General features: G+C 63.2%; 15 protein-coding genes. 5 read left to right on the top strand and 10 right to left on the bottom strand.

The genetic code is table 11. The annotated features are described in order from the left end of the window. Nucleotides 1-7: 7 nt before the first annotated feature. Both ABLE86_RS17345 and ABLE86_RS17340 read left to right on the top strand, forming a co-directional pair. On the top strand, nucleotides 8-316 hold the full coding sequence (locus ABLE86_RS17345; protein WP_348780227.1) for a DUF1244 domain-containing protein: 309 nt from the start codon (nucleotides 8-10) through the stop codon (nucleotides 314-316). A gap of 125 nt (nucleotides 317-441) precedes the next feature. After that, entirely contained in the window at nucleotides 442-702 is a 261-nt protein-coding gene (locus ABLE86_RS17340; protein ID WP_348780226.1) for a DUF2312 domain-containing protein, read from the top strand. Nucleotides 703-874: 172 nt separating this feature from the next. Here the strand turns inward: ABLE86_RS17340 and ABLE86_RS17335 are convergent, their stop codons facing one another. The 10 genes from ABLE86_RS17335 to ABLE86_RS17290 all read right to left on the bottom strand — a co-directional run bounded on the left by ABLE86_RS17335 (nucleotide 875) and on the right by ABLE86_RS17290 (nucleotide 11,972). Then, the gene (locus ABLE86_RS17335) at nucleotides 875-1,660 is read right to left on the bottom strand and encodes an IclR family transcriptional regulator (protein ID WP_348780225.1); all 786 of its coding nucleotides are present in this window, start codon (nucleotides 1,658-1,660) and stop codon (nucleotides 875-877) included. 72 nt (nucleotides 1,661-1,732) lie between these two features. After that, on the bottom strand, nucleotides 1,733-3,049 hold the full coding sequence (locus ABLE86_RS17330) for a TRAP transporter large permease (protein ID WP_348780224.1): 1,317 nt from the start codon (nucleotides 3,047-3,049) through the stop codon (nucleotides 1,733-1,735). Nucleotides 3,050-3,070: 21 nt separating this feature from the next. Beyond that, nucleotides 3,071-3,619 carry a TRAP transporter small permease gene (locus ABLE86_RS17325; RefSeq protein ID WP_348780223.1) on the bottom strand — a complete coding sequence of 183 codons (549 nt, stop codon included), beginning with the start codon at nucleotides 3,617-3,619 and terminating at the stop codon, nucleotides 3,071-3,073. 28 nt (nucleotides 3,620-3,647) lie between these two features. Further along, on the bottom strand, nucleotides 3,648-4,643 hold the full coding sequence (locus ABLE86_RS17320; protein WP_348780222.1) for a TRAP transporter substrate-binding protein: 996 nt from the start codon (nucleotides 4,641-4,643) through the stop codon (nucleotides 3,648-3,650). A 71-nt stretch (nucleotides 4,644-4,714) separates the two neighbouring features. Continuing rightward, nucleotides 4,715-5,698 carry a hypothetical protein gene (locus ABLE86_RS17315; RefSeq protein WP_348780221.1) on the bottom strand — a complete coding sequence of 328 codons (984 nt, stop codon included), beginning with the start codon at nucleotides 5,696-5,698 and terminating at the stop codon, nucleotides 4,715-4,717. 8 nt (nucleotides 5,699-5,706) lie between these two features. After that, a complete protein-coding gene (locus ABLE86_RS17310; protein WP_348780220.1) occupies nucleotides 5,707-7,071 on the bottom strand; it encodes an MmgE/PrpD family protein in 1,365 nt (454 codons plus the stop codon). 3 nt (nucleotides 7,072-7,074) lie between these two features. Continuing rightward, entirely contained in the window at nucleotides 7,075-8,001 is a 927-nt protein-coding gene (locus ABLE86_RS17305) for an NAD(P)-binding domain-containing protein (protein ID WP_348780219.1), read from the bottom strand. 384 nt (nucleotides 8,002-8,385) lie between these two features. Beyond that, a complete protein-coding gene (locus ABLE86_RS17300) occupies nucleotides 8,386-9,246 on the bottom strand; it encodes an alpha/beta hydrolase (protein ID WP_348780218.1) in 861 nt (286 codons plus the stop codon). Nucleotides 9,247-9,254: 8 nt separating this feature from the next. After that, complete coding sequence (locus ABLE86_RS17295) at nucleotides 9,255-10,730, bottom strand: NAD-dependent succinate-semialdehyde dehydrogenase (RefSeq protein ID WP_348780217.1); 1,476 nt, start codon at nucleotides 10,728-10,730, stop codon at nucleotides 9,255-9,257. A 15-nt stretch (nucleotides 10,731-10,745) separates the two neighbouring features. Further along, on the bottom strand, nucleotides 10,746-11,972 hold the full coding sequence (locus ABLE86_RS17290; RefSeq protein WP_348780216.1) for an iron-containing alcohol dehydrogenase: 1,227 nt from the start codon (nucleotides 11,970-11,972) through the stop codon (nucleotides 10,746-10,748). Between the two features lie 400 nt (nucleotides 11,973-12,372). Between ABLE86_RS17290 and ABLE86_RS17285 the strand changes: the two genes are divergently transcribed. The 3 genes from ABLE86_RS17285 to ABLE86_RS17275 are packed head-to-tail and all read left to right on the top strand — an operon-like array spanning nucleotide 12,373 to nucleotide 15,660. Next, on the top strand, nucleotides 12,373-13,071 hold the full coding sequence (locus tag ABLE86_RS17285; RefSeq protein WP_348780215.1) for a GntR family transcriptional regulator: 699 nt from the start codon (nucleotides 12,373-12,375) through the stop codon (nucleotides 13,069-13,071). 4 nt (nucleotides 13,072-13,075) lie between these two features. Beyond that, on the top strand, nucleotides 13,076-14,671 hold the full coding sequence (locus tag ABLE86_RS17280; RefSeq protein ID WP_348780214.1) for a sugar ABC transporter ATP-binding protein: 1,596 nt from the start codon (nucleotides 13,076-13,078) through the stop codon (nucleotides 14,669-14,671). Then, entirely contained in the window at nucleotides 14,668-15,660 is a 993-nt protein-coding gene (locus ABLE86_RS17275; protein WP_348780213.1) for an ABC transporter permease, read from the top strand. The genes ABLE86_RS17280 and ABLE86_RS17275 overlap by 4 nt, the downstream gene beginning before the upstream one ends. Nucleotides 15,661-15,704: the final 44 nt, after the last annotated feature.

The following is a 15,704-nucleotide window of genomic DNA, read 5'->3' as shown; positions in this document are numbered from 1 at the left end:
GGACGCCATGGCAGAACTGAGCAACGACCAGCAACGCGACTTCGAGGCCGCCGCCTTTCGCAGGCTGGTCCGGCACCTGCGCGAGCGCACCGATGTGCAGAACATCGACCTGATGAACCTTGCCGGTTTCTGCCGCAACTGCCTCTCCAACTGGTATCGCGAAGCCGCCGAGGAGAGCGGCGTGGCCCTATCAAAGGAAGAGTCGCGAGAGATCGTCTACGGCATGCCTTATGCCGAGTGGCAGGCGAAGTACCAGACCGAGGCTTCCGACGCGCAGAAGGCCCGGTTCGAGGCAAGCCGGCCGAAGGACCACTGACGGCCTCTCGCATTTTCCGGACGATTGTGTTGCCATTCCGCCCTTGACCCCTCAGGACGGGTAAGGCATCGAACGGCTACCCATACGCCGCGCCGAGTCGCGGCTTTTTCATCCGGAGCATAAGAATGGCCGACGAGATCACCGAAACCAGCCAGACCGTTGCCGCGGGCCAGTTGCGCGCGTTCATCGAGCGCATCGAGCGCCTTGAGGAAGAGAAGCAGACAATCGCCGACGACATCAAGGACGTCTTTGCCGAGGCAAAAGGCACCGGTTTCGACACCAAGGCGCTGCGCACCATCATCCGCCTGCGCAAGAAGGATGCTGCCGAGCGTCAGGAAGAGGAAGCTATCCTCGACCTCTACAAGGCCGCGCTGGGCATGGAGTGACGCCGGGCGGCGCGCATCCATTGAGCGTGTCGCGGAAGCTGGCTGCTGGTGGACGGTGTATCGCCAATAGAGGCGGGCGACTCAGTGGCTGAAGGCCAACAGTCGCGGGGGTGAAGCGCAGAGCTGCACCCGCCTTTGTGCGGCCCCGGCCCACTGCACGCCCCTACGCGAGTTAGCGAGAACGGAATCCGATAGATGCGCTGAACTCCGCGGCCTGCTCGATTAACGAGGTTGCGAGAGCCTTTTCCTTTCCGGGGTCGAACCGGATTTCCGGAACTGTGATGCAAAAGCTTCCGATGACGGTGGCACTGCCGTTTCTGACAGGAGCCCCGATACCGACGGCACCACTCAATTTCTGGCTGCGTGTCAGTACGTAGCCGCGATCCCTGATTGCGTCGAGTTCCGCTTTCAGGATTTCCCACGCGGGTGGAGGAGCACCGGTTGCGGGTGAGCGGTCACCCTTGGCTGCGATGGCACGCTGCTCTTCTTCCGGAAGGAAGGCGAGAATCGACCTTCCCGTCGCGCCCCATAAAACGGTATGCGGAACGTACAGCTCCATCTCGTAGCGCAAGGGGTGCAGCGAGTTTACAGCTGCCATGACGCTGACCTGATGGGTTGCCGGAAGGTAGGCAACAAACATGCAGGCCTCTCCGCACTGGGCGACGATCCGTTCCAGGTAAGGAAGCGTAAGGTCCCGGAACCCCTTCTTGTAGCTGAGAAGCGAACCCAGCCGCTCGAGGTCTATGCCTGCACGATAGCGGGATGTCTTGGGGTCCTTGGCGACCATCCCTTCCTGCATGAGCACGCGCAGCAGGCGATGCGTGGTGCTTGCGGGCAGATCCAGATGACTTGCCGCGTCCTTGATCGAGATGTCGCTATCTATCTCCGCCAGCAGACGGATGAGCTTCACACAACGAACGATCGGTCCGTCAAGACGTGCAGCATCTTTCGTGGTCATACGGCAGCCTGCGTTCAACTCAGTAGAACTTGCCGACCCTTGTTCAGGGTCGGCAGATTGTTGTCAAGAAAATCAGCGGGGACCAAGCAGCAAGTCGGGCAGCCACAGGCTGATCTGCGGGAAGATGATGAGGACGATCAGCATCAAGCCCAACAGCAACGTGTAGGGCAAAGCACCCTTCACCACATCGATCATCGGCTCGCCCGAAATCGCCTTCACAACAAAGAGGTTCATGCCGACCGGCGGGGTGAGCAGGCCGATCTCGGTGTTGACGACAAAGATGATGGCGAACCAGACCGGGTCGTAGCCATAGGAGGTGATCACCGGAAACAGCAGCGGAATGGTGATGACGGTCATCGCCGCGCCGTCGAGGAACATGCCCAGGAACAGCAGCAGCAGCATGATCCACATGATCACCATCCAGCCAGGCTGGCCGGTGCCCTGGATCAGATCGACCAGATCCTGCGAGATGCCGAGCATGGTGACCGCGCGGCCGAGGATGAGGCCGCCGAGCAGGATCGTCCCGATCATGGTGATCGAGTAGATCGAACGGACGGCGGCCCGGTGCACGCCCTTCCAGCTCAGCCCCTTGAGCACGTAGACGCCGGTCAGCATCGCGGAGAGGGCGCCGAGGGCGGCGGCTTCGGTCGGGGTGACCACGCCGAAGAAGATGCCGCCGAGAACCGCCGCCATCAGCACGATGGCCGACCAGATCTGGCGCAGCGACGCCCAGCGTTCCACCCAGGTCACGTCTGGCGTGTCGACCGGCGGCGCCTTGCGCTCTTCCGCATGCGACACGATCATCGTGTAGACGATGAACACCGCCAGGATCAGCACGCCTGGAACGACACCCGCCATGAACAGGCGGGCAACCGAAGTTTCGGTGAGTTCGCCATAAATGATGAAGGCGGTGCTCGGCGGAATGAGGACGCCCAGCGTGCCGCCGGCGGCCACCGCGCCCATGCCTCGCTTGACGTTGAGGCCGCGGCGCTTGAACTCGGGAATGACGACGCCGCCAATGGCGCCGGCAGTCGCGACGCTCGATCCGGAAAGGGTCGAGAAGGCGCCGCAAGCCGCAAGGGCTGCATTGTAGAGCGCCCCAGGCATCTTCGAGAACCACTTGTCGGTGAAGTCGAGCAGCTTCGGCCCCATGCCGCTCTCGGTGATGTAGGCGCTCATCAGCATGAAGAGCGGGATGGCGAGCAGGCTGGAGCTGGACAGGTGGAGCGCTGCGCCGGAAGTCAGCGACAGCCAAGCGCTGGTCCCCCCGGTTGCCGAGAACAGGCCAAAGATGCCCGTCATGCCAAGGACATAGGCGATGGGAATGCCAAGCAGCAGCAGCGCAATCAGACCGGCGGTCACCAGACCGGTAGTGATACCGATATTCATTTTGTATCTCCCGTGAGGCGATCAGTCTTGCGTGGTCAGATCACGGGTTTTCGCCCGGGAAATACGGCGCACGAGATGAAGCAGAAGAATAAGAACCAGAAGGCCGCAGCCGATCGGAATTACCGAGGCGATCGGCCAGAGCGTGATGTATGGCTGGCTCGGCGTAGTCGTTCCCTGGGCGAACATCTGGGCCGTCGCCACCCAGCCCGACCACCCGAGAAGGCTGAGATGGAAGATGCTCGCGACAGGCACGAGATAGCCGGCGATCAGTTCCTTGGCGCGATCCGGCAGCGCCGACAGCAAGAGGTCGACGCGGACGTGCCCGCCGACGATATGGGTGCCGGCGAGACCGAGGAACACCACGATCAAGAGCGAGAAGCGGGTCGCTTCGGAGATGAGCGTGAACCCGCCTCCAACCGTGTAGCGATAGGCGGCATTGACGACGAGGGCCACCGCCGCGATCTGGAGGATGAGCGCAGCCACATGCACTGCCCCAGTTGCGATCTTCTCCAGTGGGTTCTGTCCAATCGGTTCGATCGTATCGTCCGAGTGACCTGAATTGTGAGACATTGGGAAGTCCTCGTCGTCCACCGATGCGTCAGCGCGCCGCTTCTACGATCTTCAGCACGTCGTCGAGAATTGGCAGCGTCACCCTGTAGTCGTCATAGACCGATGCGACGGCCGCCTTCAGGGCAGCCTTCTGCTCAGGTGTGGTGACCTGGACGTTGACCTTGCGCTCTTCCCAATCTGCGAAGCAGTCCTTGGATTCGACGCGCTCCATCAGTTCCCACTCGAATGCTTCCATTTCGGATGCCGCGTCCAGCACGACCTTCTGCTGTTCCTCGGTCAATCCCTTCCAGACATCGAGATTGAGGCCGAGGCTCTCGATGTCGTTCTTGAGCGAGACGACGGAAGCATAGGGCGCCTGCTCGAACCAGGAGCGGCCGATATGGGCAACGCAATTGGTGACGATGCCGTCGACGACGCCGCGCTGCAGGCCCTGCGTCACTTCAGTGGTGGGCAGGCGCACGACCTTGGCTCCCAGAGCGGTCAGCACAGCGTCGGATACGCCGCCGACGCCGCGAATCTGGGCGCCGACGAAGTCCTCCGGATTGGTCAGGAATTTCGACTTGTGGAAGACCTGGTCGTTGCCCTTCGGGAAGAAGCTCAACAGCTTGATGTTCTTCGCCTCGTACCAGCCCGAAACCAGCTCGCGCAGGCCGCCGTCGACCGCACGCTTGTAGTGGCCGTAATCGTCGAAAAGGAACGGCATCGTGATCGCTCCCAGTTCCGGGATGTCACCTCCCTGGAAACCGCCGATCATGTTCGAGGCGCTGACGGAGCCGGTCGAAACCGCCGAGAAGGACTCGTCGCTGCCGATCAGCGTGCTACCTGGAAAGACGCGGACCTTGATGTCGCCGTTGCTCAGTTCCTCAACGCGCTTGGCCCAGAGATTGTAGCCGTCGCCGATCGGCTGCGTGCTCGGATATTGGTGTGCCAGTGTCAGCGTGACCGACTGGGCCAGAGCGGCACCCGATGCAATGAGCAGCGCGGCGGCACTGGCGGCAAGTGTGGCAAGCAGTTTACGTGTCATGGTTGGATTTCCTCCGGCTGTATTGGTGCGTCGGAGCGCCAGTGGCCCTGGCGCTCCGATAGTTTTGGGACTTAGTCGACGAGTATCTTGCCCTGGCTGGACACAACGACGCCGTCGACTGTGATTTCGGGTTTGCTGATGACGCCTTCCAGACGCAGCTTCGCGTGGCAGGTGCCGCCGAGCGTGACGGTATCGCCAAGGCCGATATGGGCCGTGCCATACATCTTCTTGTCGGTACGCATGGAGCCGACAGGCTTCACCTTGGGGTTCAGGCCGAGGGCGATCTCTGCGGGCGCGTTGTAGCTTCCGGCATCGCCATGCGTCGCGAGGATGTTCTTCCAGACGTCAGCCTGGGCGCCGCCCTCGATCTTGGTGACGAAGCCCTTCTCGATCGTCAGGATGATCGGCTCCTTGAGCGCGCCGACCGAGTGCGCCGTCAGGTCGAATACCACACGGCCCTCGCCGGTGCCCTCAACCGGGCAGATGTGGGTCTCGCCATCCGGGAACGCGCATCCGCCGCCGCCGTTCTCGCGCATCTGGAACACCTTGCCGGTGATCGCCCGGCCGGGACGGCCCTCGATGCTTGCGGTCAGGTCGGTGCCGTTCGGGCAGGTGACGCGGATAGTCTTCCCGTCGCTGAAGATCTTCTCAACCTTCTTGCCGAGCACATTCATCGCCGGGTAGTCGGCTCCTGCCGGACCGTCGGGGTTCAGCATTGCCGTCGTCAGCTCTTCCATCAGCAGGTGACGCTTGCCAATCTCCAGCAACTCGGCGTTGAGCGGCGAATGCGCCAGAGCCGTGCTGGTCAGATAGATCACCAGGTCGGTGTCGGGGTCCTTGGCGGCCGAGCAGATCGCGCTGGTCGGGTTCAGCGCGTGGGTTGCGCGCGGCGACATCATCGCGATCGTATATTCGATGCCCATGGTGCCTGCGGCAGCGGCGAGCGACTGCCAGAGCACCGTTTCGATCGCCGTGTCGGTGACGATCAGGATCTTGTCGCCCGGCTTGGCGTTAAGCTCAAGCGGCGTGCGCAGGATTTTGACAAGATCGATCATTTGTACGCTCAAGACTTCACTCCGTATGTATCAGGTGCATGGTCATCCCCGGCATTGGCCGCATCTGGCAGCCAGCCTTCGATTCCGAGGCCCGGCGCCCGGGCGGGCAGCGGAAACGCCTGGCCGCTCCACCGCTCGTAGACCGAGAGGCAGCCGGCAAGCTTTTCTCTCAGCGCATCCGGCGCGGGCGGGTCGAGCGGAGAGCCCGGAAGCGCCGCGCGAACGAAACGCCGCTGGCCGCCCGACGGCATTTCGATGGTCAGCGCAACCTGGCCGAACTCGATATCGCCGCCGCTCGGTTGGGTCTCGTCCTCGACGATCTCCAAACGCTCCATCAGTTGCGTCATTTTTGCCTCGCCCACCCCGCTGTCAGTAAAGTCGGCAAGGGTCGGCGTGCCGCGCAGAAGCGCCACCGCAAAGGGATAGGTGGCTGAAAATTTCGCCTGCATCCCGTCACGAGGGCGGTTGTGCTTCAGGAGACCGATGCTGGAGGCGGGCACGCTGAGCGTGTAGCGCGCACCAGGTTGCAGGGCTTTGTCGCCGAGCGCGGCGCGCGCGTCCAGCGCGATGCCGACAAGACGATGCGATGCATAGCAGCAGGGAAAGAGCTTGACCGAGATGAGGTCGGGCCGAAGCTCGAACGCGTCATTTCCAGGCGCTTCCTCGCCGTCGCCTGCCCCATAGAGGCCGGGATAGCCACGCTCTGAAAACACCGTGCGAGAGCCGGTGACGCCGGCTCTCGCAAGCCGCGCCGCGCGATAGCCTGCAGCAGCGGCGAAGCCCGCATGGACCGGCTTGGTCTGGGTCGAGAAATTCGCCTGAAGCCCGCTCGACAGCGATGCCGCGATGGCGAGCGCGTTGGCCATCTGCGCCGGGTCGAGGCCGGCCAGGCGCCCGCAGGCAGCGGCAGCGGCAAAAGTGCCGATCGTGCCGGTGCCGTGAAAGCCCTTGTGGTAGTGGCCGGGACCGACACGGCGCGCAACTGCCTTGGCGGCAATCAGCCCGGCTGCAAACGCCGCGATGACTTCGTCCGGATCGTCATCGCCGTGGCGTAGCACTGCCGGCAACAGCACAGTGCTGATATGCGCCATGCTTTCAAGATAGACGTCATCGAAATCGAGTGCATGCGAGGCGACGCCGTTGACGAGGATCGCCGCTTCTGCGCTCTCGCAAGGTTCTCCGGACCAGGCGCGCGGCCCGTTGCCGCCATAGGCGGCGAGGACGTTGCGGGTGACGGGTTCGGGGAAGCCCGCGGCCGCAACCGCAATCGTGTCGGCCATGGCGCGCGCGATCAGACGGCGCTGCTCCCGGGTCGTGACGATGGCGGGCTCGAGTACCGCGTCGCAAAGGCGGTCGAGAAAGTCGTTCGACATCGTCTAGTTGTTCCTGTTGTTCAGCCTGGCGTCGTAGACTGCGTGTGCGAGTGCGATATCGAGCGCGGTGGTTCCCTGCACGATCGCCATGGCGATGCCGTCAGACGGCCGGTCCGGAACGCGCCCTGCAGCGAGTTCGCCGATCGTGCCGGAAAGGCTCGCCTCGAACCCGGCCGCATCGATAAGGCCGCCCGCTATCCAGGCATGGGCATCTCCCTGGAGGAGCGCGTAGCTGAGGTCGTCGACGAAGCGAACGGCAGCCGAGGCCCAGATTACGTGGTCGATCTCAAGGCCGCCGCCCATCGAAAGAACCGTCGCCCCATCCTTCAGATGCTCGCGCCGCACGAGCACTTCATTGGCGGTGGTGATCGTGACGACAAGGTCCGCCTCATGCACTGCCTCAGGGGCGGATTGCGCGGAAGAGGCCGGAAGCCCGGAGGCACGACAATCGGCGGCGAAACGCTCCGCGGACTCTGGACTGCGCGATGCGACGACGATCTGTGACGGCTTCAGCAGTTCATGGATTGCCAGGGCAATCTGGCTTGCTATCGGGCCGGCGCCGATGATGGCGGCGCGGCGAAGCGGACGCGCCCGCAGCAGGTATCCCGCGACGACCGCCGCTGAAACCCCGGTGCGGAACCTGTACATCGTACGCTCGTCAAAGAAGGCAACCGGTTCACCTGTCTCGAGCGACCACAGCATCAGCCGCGGCGCGGCGCGAGAGGTAAGCCGGACGCCGGCAACGCCGAGATGGTCGAGCACGGCACCCTTGGCCCCCAGGCGGTGCGGCGTGGTTCCGATCCGCATCATAGACGGCGCCGACGCATGGACGCGCCCTTCCCCGATGGCACGGTAGGTGTCGTCGATAATCTGCGCCGCAAGCGCAATCTCGATCGCGCCCCGGCTGTCTGCCTCGGCAAAATAGAGCATGGCCCCCCTAGCCTCCGTTGGCGGGGAACCTTCCACGAAGGGTACATAATGTCAACAGATGAAATTATATTCTACTGGATGGAATGATATGGCAGATGTCGTGGGCAGTCGTGCAAAGCTTTTAGTGGGTTTTGTTGGCGAAGAGCCGCTATATCCGGCAGCGGTTCCGTGGCACAAAGATCGCGCGTGCCAAGGCAGTCGACTACCGGACATCCGATTGTCATGAGCGCTGTGACGACGCCGGACGAAGGGAAGAATGGCGCAGGGGCTACAACGGGTACGATCCCACAGCGCTCAGACGGCGCCGATTCGCCGTGGACGGCTCTTCGGCACCACTGCCGGACGATGTCTGGTCCCGGAAAGTATTAACACGGGCTGGCCGCACTAGATGACGCTTGGGTGCATCGCGGGTGCTGCGTCATACCCAAGCTCTATGACCTCCATCAAACGCCGACCAGCCTCGGAGGAGGCGATTCCTAGGTCTCTGACGCTATCCATATGATTGCGGCCGGCCAAAGTTATGGATGAGACCGGCAGGCCCTGCGACCGAAGGGAGTTCGCGAATTTCTCCGCCTGATCGTGGAAGGGCGGGGTTTCGTCTGCTCCGACCATGATCGCGACCCTGGTGTTCCGGTCATGCCGGTGGGTCAAGGGCGTAAAGCTGGCGACTTCCCCGTTGGTGATGCCGATCTCGCTCTGCAGGAAGGATGATTGCAGCGGCTCGAGTTCGTAGAGACCGCCGAGCAGCAGCGCAGCCTGTATGCTCGATGGCCTTTCCGCTTCGTTGAACAGGAATGTCGCGAGATGCGCGCCGGCGGAGTGGCCGCTCACCGTCAGCCGCGCCGGGTCGCCGCCGAACTCGGCGATGTGGTCGACAATCCAGCGTTTTGTCCGTCGCACCTGGTCGACGATTGTAGCCATCCTGACCGACGGCATCAGGGCATAGTCGACAATGACGGCGATTGCCCCGGCCTTGGTGACGGTTTCGGCGACATAGGAATAGTCGCGCTTGGAGAACATCCGCCAGTAGCCGCCGTGGATGAACATGTGCACCGGCATGCTTTCCTGCCGGACGGCCGGAAAGAAGAGATCGACGGTCTCGGTCGGGTCGGCGCCATAGGCGACATCGGCGACCATGGGCAGTTGCAGGCGCGTCTTCTCGCTTCTGCTGACGATTTCGCGAACGATATCGTCGAACTCGGCAACATGATCGCGGATGCGGAAAGGGTCGGTCGTCGATGCCATCTGCCCTCTCAAAAGCTGGCGGCGAAGTATTTCATCTCGAGGAACTCGGCGATGCCGTGGTGCTGGCCGCCTTCTCGCCCCAGGCCGCTTTGCTTCATCCCCCCGAATGGCGCAGCCGGATCGGACACGAGCCCCCGGTTGAGGGCGATCATGCCCGCTTCGATCTTTGACCCCACCTGCATTCCGCGCGCAAGATCGCGCGTGTAGATGTAAGCGACAAGGCCATATTCGGTGTCGTTTGCCTTGGCGATGACTTCATCCTCGCTATCGAAGCGCGAAAGCGGCGCGACAGGTCCGAATATCTCCTCATGCGCCATCTCGGCATCGGCTGGCACGTCCGACAGGACGGTTGGCGGGTAGAAGAAACCGCTTCCTTCAGGAACGACGCCGCCGCAAAGAACCTGCGCGCCGCGGGAGACGGCGTCGGTCACCAGGCGGTCGAGCTTTTCGACCGCCCTGCGCGTGATCATGGGGCCGCATTCCGTCGCGCTGTCGACGCCGGCTCCCACCCTCAAAGCTGCCATGCGGCTTCGCAGGCCTTCCGCAAAGGCCTGGTAGATGCCCGATTGGACATAGATGCGGTTTGCCGCCGTGCAGGCTTCGCCGGCATTGCGCATCTTGGCGATCATGGCGCCATCGAGCGCGGCCTCAAGATCGGCATCGTCGAAGACGATGAATGGCGCATTTCCGCCAAGCTCCATCGAGCAGGAGATGACGTTCTTCGCGGCCTCCGCGAGCAGCACCCGGCCAACGCCGGTCGATCCGGTAAAGGACAGCTTGCGCACGCGAGGATCGGCCAGCATCGCCGCAGTGAGGGGGCCGGGCCGCGACGTCGTCAGAACGTTGACGACGCCTGGCGGAACGCCGGCTTCCTCGTAGAGGGCCGCGAGCGCAAAGGCGGTCAGCGGCGTTTCACTGGCAGGCTTGAGGATTACCGTGCAGCCGGCCGCGAGAGCCGGCGCGATCTTGCGGGTCGCCATCGCGGCCGGGAAATTCCACGGCGTGATGAGCACGCAGATGCCGATCGGCTGATGGTCGACCACTATGCGGTTCGTGCCGCCGGGCGCGATTGCGTATTCGCCCGTGATGCGGACTGCTTCTTCCGCGTTCCAGCGAAAGAACTCCGCGGCATAGGCGACCTCGCCGCGCGCATCGCGCAGCGCCTTGCCGTTTTCCAGCGAAATCAGGGTCGCGAGCATTTCCGATCGCTCGACCATGAGCTCGAAACAGCGCCGGAGGATCTCGGAGCGCTTGCGCGGTGCCGTCTCGCGCCAGCCGGCGGCAGCCCTGGCGGCCGCCTCGACGGCTGCTGCGGCGTCTTCGAGGGTCGCGTCCGGAACCGCGGCGATCACGGCTTCAGTCGAAGGATCGACGACCTCGATCAGCTCTCCGCTTCCGGACGGACGCCATTCGCCGTCTATATAGAGGCCGCGCGAAAAGGCGCTGATGTCGTGTTGATGGGCAGACTGATGGGAAATGTTCATCGGAGGTCCTGATTGTCAGACGGCGGAAGCGGCAAGGTCGCCGTCATAGGCGGCCTGGAGGAGACGCCTCATTGCAGCGAGATCGAAGGTGCGGGGGTTGTTCTTGATGAGCCGGTCGATGCCGAGGGCTTGCTCTGCCGTCCAGTCGAGCTTGTCGGCGGGAAGCCCCAAAGAAGCGAGAGTCGGCGTGATGCCTATTGCGGCGAAGAGCCTGCCGATTTCGGCAATCGTCGCATCGGCCATCTCCTCGGTGCCGCGGCCGGTGACGTCGAGCCCCAGGGCCGCGCCGATCTGCGCGATCTCGGCGGCGGCGACCGCCCGGTTATAATTCATCACATAGGGCAACATGGTCGCGACCCCCAGGCCGTGCGCGGTGTGGGTGAGGGCGCCTGCGGGGTACTGGACGGCGTGCGCGGCGGCGGTTCCCGCTGTGCCGAAGGCGCAGCCGGCGGCAAGAGCGCCCATCATCACATCGGCGCGGGCCGCCTCGTCGGAGCCATCGCGGCATGCCTTTTCCAGGCTGCGCCCGAGCAGCCTGATCGCAAGCAGCGCAAAATGGTCGCTCATGGCATTCTTGCCGACGAAGACGTGCCGCTGGGCGAGCTCGTGGCCGTTGCCGCGCCTTGCGGCAGTGAAGGCCTCGATGGCATGCGTCAGCGCGTCGGCGCCCGCTATCGCCGTCAAACCCGCCGGGCATGTCAAAGTCAGGTCGGGATCGCAGATGGCGCAGGAGGCGATGAGATGGGGGCTGGAAATCCCCACCTTCAGCGTTCGGTCGGGATCGGAGATCACGGCCACCGGCGTCACTTCCGATCCGGTGCCAGAGGTCGTCGGCACCGCGATGACCGGCAAGATCGGGCCAGGCACCTTGAACTCCCCATAATAGTCCGGGAGCGCGCCCCCATGCGTGAGCAGCAATGCCGCGCACTTGGCCATGTCCAGGCAACTGCCGCCGCCGATGCCCATCACCATATCCGGAAGGAAGGAGCGAACCTCCTCCACGCATGAGGCGACCGTGTCACGGGGAACGTCAGGCAAGACACGATCGTAGACGACAGCATCGATTGCTGCTGCCTTCAGCCCTTGCAATATTTCGGCGAAGAGCTCGGTGCCTGCAAAGCGCTCGTCGGTACAGATCAAGGCCCGCTTGCCGTGCTTCAGGGCGACGCTGGGCAATGCCCGGCGCTGGCCTTGTCCAAACAGAATCTCCCGCGGCAGCCTCATGGCGGCATAGAGCGTCATTATCGATTTCCTTCGAAGGCGGGGGAAAGAGCACGTGATCTCGGAAGGGCGGCAGCCCACGGCTTGAGATTGGCCGTGGCGCGCAGCCGAAATGGTGCCGCAAGCATCAAGGCTGCGGCCTTGGTCGCGTAGGGGGCTATCCGGACCGTGGCATTCAGCAAGCGCAGCAAGGCTACGGGAAATTGGCCCAGCGCTGAACCGCGAGCCAATGGAAACCAGGGAAAAGCTAGTTTTTTCAAGGCAGAACTCTCCTCCAAGAGAACCGCTGGCGAGCGCAGAGCGCGCCCGGAGCAGAAATAAAATCGTCTCCTATATAAAATCGTATAGGATATAGTATTGCATTACGCGAAGCATCCATGCTAGCGATGCGACCTGTCAAGACGAAAAAAGACGGCAGGTCATGAATTCACCCAGGCTTTCGGATGCGCCCGATGGAACCCATCATATCCATCGCGCCAACAGTCTCTCGGATGACGTGTATGAGGCGATCTTTGCGCAGCTCATGTCGCTGAAGATCGCTCCGGGCGAGCGGATCACCGTCGACACGCTCGTCAAGCAGTTCAATGTTTCCCACACGCCCATTCGCGAGGCGCTGGGGCGCCTGGAAGGCGAAGGGCTGGTGGTCAAGACGCATCTGGTGGGCTATCGGGCCGCGCCGCAGATCACGCGGCGCCGCTTTGACGAGCTTTACGAGCTGCGCCTGCTTCTGGAGCCGGATGGGGCTGCAAAGGCAGCGGCCTCAATGGATGAGGAGAAGCTCAAGGTCCTGCAGGACGCTGCCGGAGTGATGGCCCGCCGCGACGACAAGGACGAGCGCCTCCACTATTCCACCTTTGCCCGTCAGGATGGGGTCTTTCACGACAAGATCATGGAGTTCGCCGGAAATCAGCTCATCCGGCAGACGCTGAGCTTCCAGCACACCCATTTCCATATTTTCCGCCTGATGTTCCATTGGCGCGTCACCGAAGAGGCGCTGGACGAGCACCAGGCCCTGCTCGATGCGTTTGCGGCCCGCGACCCTGAAGCCGCAGCAAAAGCCATGCGCCTTCACATCGAGCGTTCGCGAGACCGGCTGCTGCCGGCATTCGAGCGGGACTGAGTCGATGTCCGCTGCCGAGAGCGTCGACGTGCTTGAGGACCACACGCCGTCTCATGACGTCAGCCGCAGCACTGGGCAGCATGCCTCGGCGTTGCTGCGCGCGGAGGGCTTAGGCAAGCAGTATGGCGCGGTAACGGTTCTGTCGGACATCTCGCTGGACATCGTTCCCGGTGAAATACACGCCATCATCGGAGAAAACGGCGCGGGCAAGTCGACCTTGATGCGCCTCTTGTCCGGCTATGCCGACCCGACGGACGGGGCTCTGTTCCTGGAGGGCAAGCCGGTCAGCTTCGCCAATCCGCATGCGGCGCAAGATGCCGGAATTGCGCTCGTCCACCAGGAGATCCTCCTTGCCGATGGATTGACCGTCGCCGAAAACGTCTTCCTCGGACAGGAGTTGACCCGGAACGGCATGGTCGACGACCGCACGATGAGGCGCAGGACGGCGGAAAAGCTCGCAGAGCTCGGATGCCACATTTCTCCCAACGCGCTCGTGCGGAACGTGGCGCTGGCGGATCGGCAGCTCGTTCAGATCGCCCGCGCGCTGCTCGATCACCACAAGCTCGTGATTTTCGACGAGCCCACGGCGGTGCTGACCGGCGAAGAAGTCGAGAGGCTTCTCGAGATCATCTTTCGCCTGAAGTCCGAGGGCATCGCCGTTCTCTACATCAGCCACCGGCTCGACGAAGTGCAGAGGCTGGCCGATCGGGTGACCGTATTGCGCGATGGCAAGATGGTTGGCACCTATCCGGGCCGCACGCTGAGCCAGATGGAGATGGCGCAGCTCATGGTCGGCCGCGAGCTGGCGGCGCTCTACCCCCCGAAGGGAGCGTTCAAGACGGCCGAGGCGATCCTCAGCGTCCGGAACGCCCGTGTCGCGGGATTTGCCGAAAACATCTCCTTCACCGTCCACAAGGGCGAGATCCTTGGCTTCGCCGGCATGATCGGCGCCGGCCGGACCGAGCTGTTCGAGGGCATCGTGGGATTGCGCCCCGCGGTTGCGGATGTGGAGCTGAACGGCAAGCCCATCCACATCCGCTCCCAGCGCGAAGCGATCGAGGCAGGCATCGGCTATCTGACGGAGGATCGCAAGGGCAAGGGCCTCTTGCTGCAGGAACGCCTTGCTGCGAATCTGACGCTCTCGGCGCTCGCCCGCTTCCATCCAGGGTTTTACATGCGCCGTGCCCGGGAGGCCGAGGCGCTCGCGGAGGCGGTGGAGAACTACGACATCCGCCTGAAGAGCATGCGCGCCAGGGCCGGCCAGCTTTCGGGCGGCAACCAGCAAAAACTGCTGCTCGCCAAAGTGCTCCTGACCGATCCGTCGGTCGTCATCATCGACGAGCCGACACGCGGCATCGACATCGCCAACAAGGCGCAAATCTACGCCTTCATCCAGCAGCTCGTCGCCCAGGGCAAGGCCTGCATCGTCATCTCGTCCGAGATGCAGGAGCTGATCGGCATCTGCGACCGCATCCTGGTCATGCGCCAAGGGCGGATCACGGGCGAAGTCTCCGGAGACGAGATGACCGAAAAGAACATTGCATTGTTGGCGACCAGCGATGCTGGCGCCGGAAGCGTCGCCCGAGGGGGGAGATCATGACAACCATCAGCCAGACCGCCCGTCTCGCGCGCGACAAGGAATTTTTTGTCACCTGGGCCGATGCTGGGCCGTTCCTCGCCCTTGCCGCGCTCCTGGTCATCGGCTTTGCGATCAATCCCGATTTCCTCTCGGCCACCAATCTCGGCAATGTCATCACCCGTAGCGCCTTCATTGCGATCATCGCCGTGGGCGCGACATTCGTGATCTCGTCCGGCGGTCTCGATCTTTCCGTCGGCTCCATGGCTGCGTTCATCACCGGCATCACCATCATGTTCATGAACATGATGGCTCCCAGTTATGGCGCCTGGGCCATTCCCGCGGGCATGGCGATCGCCATTGTCGCCGGAGGAGCATGTGGATTGGCCAACGGCCTGATCGTCACGGTCGGCAGGATAGAGCCGTTCATCGCCACGTTGGGAACGATGGGTATCTTCCGCGCGCTGATCACCTACATGTCCGACGGGGGAACGATCCCGATCGACCGCACCCTGCGCGAAGCCTATCGGCCGGTCTATTTCGGCACGGTGGTGGGTATTCCAGTGCCGATCCTCATCTCGCTTGCGGTGGCGGCGGTCGGCTCCTTCATCCTCTACAGGATGAAGTACGGCCGCAAATGTGCCGCCGTCGGCGCCAACGAGGACGTGGCCCGCTATTCGGGAATTTCCGTCATCAAGACCCGGACCCTGGCCTACCTGATCCAGGGTGTGTGCGTCGCGATCGCGGCCATCTGCTACGTGCCCCGCCTGGGCGCCGCAACGCCGACCACCGGTGTTCTGTGGGAGCTGCAGGTCATTACCGCCGTCGTCATCGGCGGCACGGCGTTGCGAGGCGGCAAGGGGCGGGTATGGGGGACCGTTGCCGGAGCCGTCATCCTCGAACTCATCGCCAACCTGATGGTGCTTTCGGACTTCGTTTCCGAGTACCTCGTGGCCGCGGTGCAGGGGGTCATCATCATCATCGCCATGCTCATCCAGAGGTTTTCCAAGTAGCCCGCGTTCGGACCAGGCGGGTGCCGTTTTCAATCGGTCCATTT

Origin of the sequence: Mesorhizobium sp. KR2-14 (assembly GCF_040049255.1) — a bacterium.
Lineage (GTDB): Bacteria > Pseudomonadota > Alphaproteobacteria > Rhizobiales > Rhizobiaceae > Pseudaminobacter.
This window is presented reverse-complemented; position numbering and strand designations above follow the sequence as displayed.

What these genes read in the sequence shown, in the direction of transcription:
- ABLE86_RS17345 (WP_348780227.1), top strand. Translation starts at nt 8, where the DNA reads ATGGCAGAACTGAGCAACGACCAGCAACGCGACTTCGAGGCCGCCGCC.
- ABLE86_RS17340 (WP_348780226.1), top strand. Translation starts at nt 442, where the DNA reads ATGGCCGACGAGATCACCGAAACCAGCCAGACCGTTGCCGCGGGCCAG.
- ABLE86_RS17335 (WP_348780225.1), bottom strand. Translation starts at nt 1,660, where the DNA reads ATGACCACGAAAGATGCTGCACGTCTTGACGGACCGATCGTTCGTTGT.
- ABLE86_RS17330 (WP_348780224.1), bottom strand. Translation starts at nt 3,049, where the DNA reads ATGAATATCGGTATCACTACCGGTCTGGTGACCGCCGGTCTGATTGCG.
- ABLE86_RS17325 (WP_348780223.1), bottom strand. Translation starts at nt 3,619, where the DNA reads ATGTCTCACAATTCAGGTCACTCGGACGATACGATCGAACCGATTGGA.
- ABLE86_RS17320 (WP_348780222.1), bottom strand. Translation starts at nt 4,643, where the DNA reads ATGACACGTAAACTGCTTGCCACACTTGCCGCCAGTGCCGCCGCGCTG.
- ABLE86_RS17315 (WP_348780221.1), bottom strand. Translation starts at nt 5,698, where the DNA reads ATGATCGATCTTGTCAAAATCCTGCGCACGCCGCTTGAGCTTAACGCC.
- ABLE86_RS17310 (WP_348780220.1), bottom strand. Translation starts at nt 7,071, where the DNA reads ATGTCGAACGACTTTCTCGACCGCCTTTGCGACGCGGTACTCGAGCCC.
- ABLE86_RS17305 (WP_348780219.1), bottom strand. Translation starts at nt 8,001, where the DNA reads ATGCTCTATTTTGCCGAGGCAGACAGCCGGGGCGCGATCGAGATTGCG.
- ABLE86_RS17300 (WP_348780218.1), bottom strand. Translation starts at nt 9,246, where the DNA reads ATGGCATCGACGACCGACCCTTTCCGCATCCGCGATCATGTTGCCGAG.
- ABLE86_RS17295 (WP_348780217.1), bottom strand. Translation starts at nt 10,730, where the DNA reads ATGAACATTTCCCATCAGTCTGCCCATCAACACGACATCAGCGCCTTT.
- ABLE86_RS17290 (WP_348780216.1), bottom strand. Translation starts at nt 11,972, where the DNA reads ATGACGCTCTATGCCGCCATGAGGCTGCCGCGGGAGATTCTGTTTGGA.
- ABLE86_RS17285 (WP_348780215.1), top strand. Translation starts at nt 12,373, where the DNA reads ATGAATTCACCCAGGCTTTCGGATGCGCCCGATGGAACCCATCATATC.
- ABLE86_RS17280 (WP_348780214.1), top strand. Translation starts at nt 13,076, where the DNA reads ATGTCCGCTGCCGAGAGCGTCGACGTGCTTGAGGACCACACGCCGTCT.
- ABLE86_RS17275 (WP_348780213.1), top strand. Translation starts at nt 14,668, where the DNA reads ATGACAACCATCAGCCAGACCGCCCGTCTCGCGCGCGACAAGGAATTT.